Genomic DNA, 4,364 nt, shown 5'->3' with positions numbered 1-4,364 from the left:
GGCCTGCACCGCGGCCGGCGTTTCCTTCTCGCCCGGCTTGCCGTGCCCGCTCCCGTTCGGCCCGCGGTGGTGCTCGAACCCGACCGGCTTGCCGGTGGCGTGCTCGACCGAGCGCACCATGCCGAGCTCCTCCGGCTTCACCTGCGCCAGGTCCGTGCGTTCCAGGTACTCGAGCCCGAGGACGCGGAACACGTAGTCCACGACGCTGGTGCAGAGGCGGATGTTGTCGTGCCCGTCCACCCGGCCGTGCGGCTCGAACCGGGTGAAGGTGAACTGGTCCACCAGGTCGTTCAGCGGCACGCCGTACTGGAGGCCCATCGAGACCGCGATCGCGAAACAGTTCATCATGCTCCGGAACGCCGCGCCCTCCTTGTGCATGTCGATGAAGATCTCGCCCACCGTGCCGTCCTCGTACTCGCCGGTGCGCAGGAACACCTTGTGACCGCTGATGCGCGACTCCTGGGTGAAGCCGTGCCGCCGCTTGGGCAGCCGGCGCCGCCGCAGCTTGGGATGGGCGGGCGTGGCCGCGGCCGGCTCCTCGATCTTCTTCCCGGTGGCGAGCGGCTGCGACAGCTTGCTGCCGTCGCGGTAGAGCGCCACCGCCTTGATCCCCGAGCGCCACGACTCGAAGTAGACCTGCTCGACGTCCTTGACCGTGGAGTCCTGTGGCAAGTTCACGGTCTTGCTGATCGCGCCCGAGATGAACGGCTGGACGGCCGCCATCATGCGGATGTGCCCGGTGGCCGGTATGAAGCGGGTGCCGGACGGGCCGCACCGGTTGGCGCAGTCGAACACCGGCAGGTGCAACGGCGAGAGGCCCGGCGCTCCTTCGACCGTGAGGCTCCCGCAGATCGAGGCGTTGGCCTCGGCGATCTGCGCGTCGGTGTAGCCGAGGTACGCGAGGGCGCAGAAGGTCGGCTTCTCGCGCTCCTGCATGCTGATGCCGATGCGCGAGAGGGTATCGTCGCTCATCACCCCGCGGGTGAACGCGAAGCGCATGTCGAGCATGCCCGGCAGCGTGCGCTCGATCTGGTCGACCTCGGGGCCGGTGAGTCCCCGCTCGAGCAGCGAGGCGCGATTGATATGGGGCGCGTCCTGGAACGAGCCCGTGCCCAGCGCGTGGCGGATGATGCGGGCGATGGTCGGGTCGTCGTACCCGAGGCGACGCAGCGCCCCCGGCACCGATTGGTTGACGATCTTGAAGTAGCCGCCGCCCGCCAGCTTCTTGAACTTGACCAGCGCGAAGTCCGGCTCGACCCCGGTCGTGTCGCAGTCCATCAGCAGGCCGATGGTCCCGGTCGGCGCCAGCACCGTGGCCTGCGCGTTGCGGTAGCCGTGCAGGCCCCCGAGCGCCAGCGCCCGGTCCCAGCACTCGATCGACGCCGCCCGCAGGTCGCGCGGGGCGAGCGAGGCGTCCACGTTGCGCGCCGCCTCGCGGTGCAGGCGGATCACGTCGAGCATGCTGTCGCGGTTGACCGCGAAGCCCTCGAACGCCCCCTTGCTGGCGGCCATCTCGGCCGACAGCGCGTAGGCCTCGCCGGTCATGAGCGCGGTGAGGCAGGCCGCGGTGGCGCGCGCGCCGTCGCTGTCGTACGGCAGCCCCTGCATCATGAGCAGGGTGCCCAGGTTGGCGTAGCCGAGCCCCAGCGGGCGGAACTCGTAGGAGCGCTTGGCGATGGTCTCGGTCGGGTAGGAGGCGAGCCCGACCAGGATCTCCTGCGCCAGGAAGAACACCCGGATCGCGTGCTTGTACCCGTCGATATCGAAAGCGCCGTCCGGGCGCATGAACTTCATCAGGTTCACACTCGCGAGGTTGCACGCGGTGTTGTCCAGGAAGACGAACTCGGAGCAGTTGTGGACGACCAGTCCGTTGGCCAGGCCCATGGAGGTGGTCGGGGCCGAGAAGTCGTAGACATCGTCCGTCTCGTCGAGGACCTCGACGCGGACCGGCAGCCACCGCTGGATCCGGGCGTGGTTCATCGGTAGCACGTCTGCGACCGCGACCGACCCCTGCGGGGCCGATTCCGCTCCCGGCGGGAGTTCGGGAAACGCATCACGCTGCCGGGACTCGTCGGCGACCACGGCACCGCCACCGGCGCCATCGAGCGCGAGAATCGGCACGCCGAGCCCGTCGGCATCGCGCGCCTGGATCCAACCGCGATCGGTGAGGATCCGGTGGTCGGGCGTCACGTCGACCGTCATGCCGTTCGCCGCCGTCACCCGGACCAGCGCGCGCCGTCCGGTGCTCCAGACCCGGCCCAGGACGAAGCCCGCGCCGTCGAAGAGATCGACCGCAAGTCCCGCCAGGTCTTCGACTTGCCGCCATCCCTCCCGGGTCAACAGCCGGGTCCCGCGCCGGAGGCAGGGATTGGTCGCGTTGATGCGGTCGGTGGTCTTGCAGGTGTGCCAGCGCTGGATCGTGTCGTCGAACTGGACGCCGGGATCGGCGCACTTCCAGGCCGACTCGGCGATCTCGCGCCACAGCTCGCGGGCGCGCAGCGTCTCGTGCACCTGGCCGGTGGTGCGGAAGGTCGTCTGCCACGCCCCGTCGTTCACCACGGCGTCCATGAACGCGTCGGAGACGCGCACGGAGTTGTTGGAGTTCTGGCCCGAGACGGTGCCGTAGGCGTCGCCGTTGAAGTCCGAGGAGTATCCGGCGGCGACCAGGGCCGCGACCTTCTTCTCCTCGCGCACCTTCCACCGGATGAAGTCCATGATCTCCGGGTGGTCCATGTCGAGCACCACCATCTTGGCGGCGCGCCGCGTGGTGCCGCCCGACTTGGTGGCACCCGCGCCCTTGTCGAGCACTTCGAGGAACGACATGAGTCCCGAGGAGGTGCCGCCGCCCGAGAGCTTCTCCATCCGGCCGCGGAGCTTGGAGAAATTCGTGCCGGTGCCGGACCCCCACTTGAAGACCCGCGCCTCGTTGCGCGCGAGCTCGAAGATCGACATGAGATCGTCGTCGATCGACTGGATGAAGCAGGCCGAGACCTGGGGCCGCGAGTAGGAGTCCTCGGTGGCGCGGACCTCGCGCGTGGCGGGATCGAAGTAGAAGTTCCCGCCCGAGCCGGCAATACCGTACTCGTGGTAGAGGCCGCAGTTGAACCACACCGGCGAGTTGAAGGCGCCGATCTGGTTCACCAGCAGGTAGGTCAGCTCCGCCTCGAAGGCGTCCGCGTCCTCCGCGGTGGCGAAGTAGCCGCCCTGGGCCTCGCCGTCCCGGCGGATGGTGCGGGCGATCCGCCTAACCACTTGCCGCACACTGGTTTCGTGGCCCGGCTCGCCCGGCACGCCGGCCTTGCGGAAGTACTTGCTGACGACGATGTCGGTGGCGAGCTGCGACCAGCCCGCCGGCACCTCGATGTCGTCCATCTGGAACACGACCGAGCCGTCGGGGTTGCCGATGACGGTACGGCGTTTCTCCCACCGGACCTCCTCCAGCGGATCGACGCCCGGGCGCGTATTGCGCCGGAGGACGCGCAGACCGACGGAGCTGGCGGGAGCGGACGGTGCGGCGGCGGCCGGGAACGTGTGTGTCATTGCGGACCTCCCTGGTCCTCGCTGGATCTGCACGCTACCGAAGTTCGGTCAGACCGGGACGGCCGCGCTCCGGGGAACATCGGAGATGGAACGGCGAGCCGGCTCGGTGTGACCCGCGACGACGATGTCTCACTTTCTGTCGATGGCGTGATGGGTGGGTAGCTCGCCGTTCGCATGCGAGGAAGCATTTCGTTGCGAGCGGTGCCGTGCTTTATACCATTCGGGACAGCCCGCACTGCAAGCGAGAAATTCTCCACGAACGATGCGGTCGCGCGACGTGTCGGTTCGATTCGCGCAGAAACCACGGGCGTGCGGGACGTCGCCGCGATCCCCTCGCGCGTCGAATGCACGGGGCGTGCCGCCGTGATCCGCGCGCGTTCGCGTGATGCGATCGCGCGGCGAACGCACGACGCAGCGCGTCGTGCGTCGCGGGTCGCGGGTGGTTCGCATCGTTCGATGCCGCCGGACGATGGACCGACGAACGGAAATAGTTCGCGCGACGACGTCGCGCGAACGTCTGCTCGCCCGCCGACGCGAATGCCTGGCTCAGCTGACATGATGGCTTCCGTTTCCGGGGGAAGCCGCGCGCACGCGTGCGCCCGACCCGGTGATGCGCGGGGATGAGTCCACAGCGGCACATCGACGAACACACACTATAAGGGAAAGTCGCCGGGTGCACAAGTGTGCAGTCGACGGGGGGCGCCGAGGGCGCCGCACAAACGACCGGGACCGCCTCGCTAGTGGGTGGTCGGACCCTCGGGCCGCGCCGGAGCGGTGGGGCGCTGGTGCGAGCGCGCGGCCACGGCCGCGCGGCGGACGTGCGC

1 pseudogene is annotated in these 4,364 nt (G+C 69.2%); it reads right to left on the bottom strand.

The features are described 5' to 3' along the window. Positions 1 to 3,540 (bottom strand): annotated as a pseudogene (locus tag ACRDSQ_RS12540) (hypothetical protein); the annotation flags it as partial. Positions 3,541 to 4,364: the final 824 nt, after the last annotated feature.

Source organism: Actinokineospora sp. (assembly GCF_050699995.1).
GTDB lineage: Bacteria > Actinomycetota > Actinomycetes > Mycobacteriales > Pseudonocardiaceae > Actinokineospora.
This window is presented reverse-complemented; position numbering and strand designations above follow the sequence as displayed.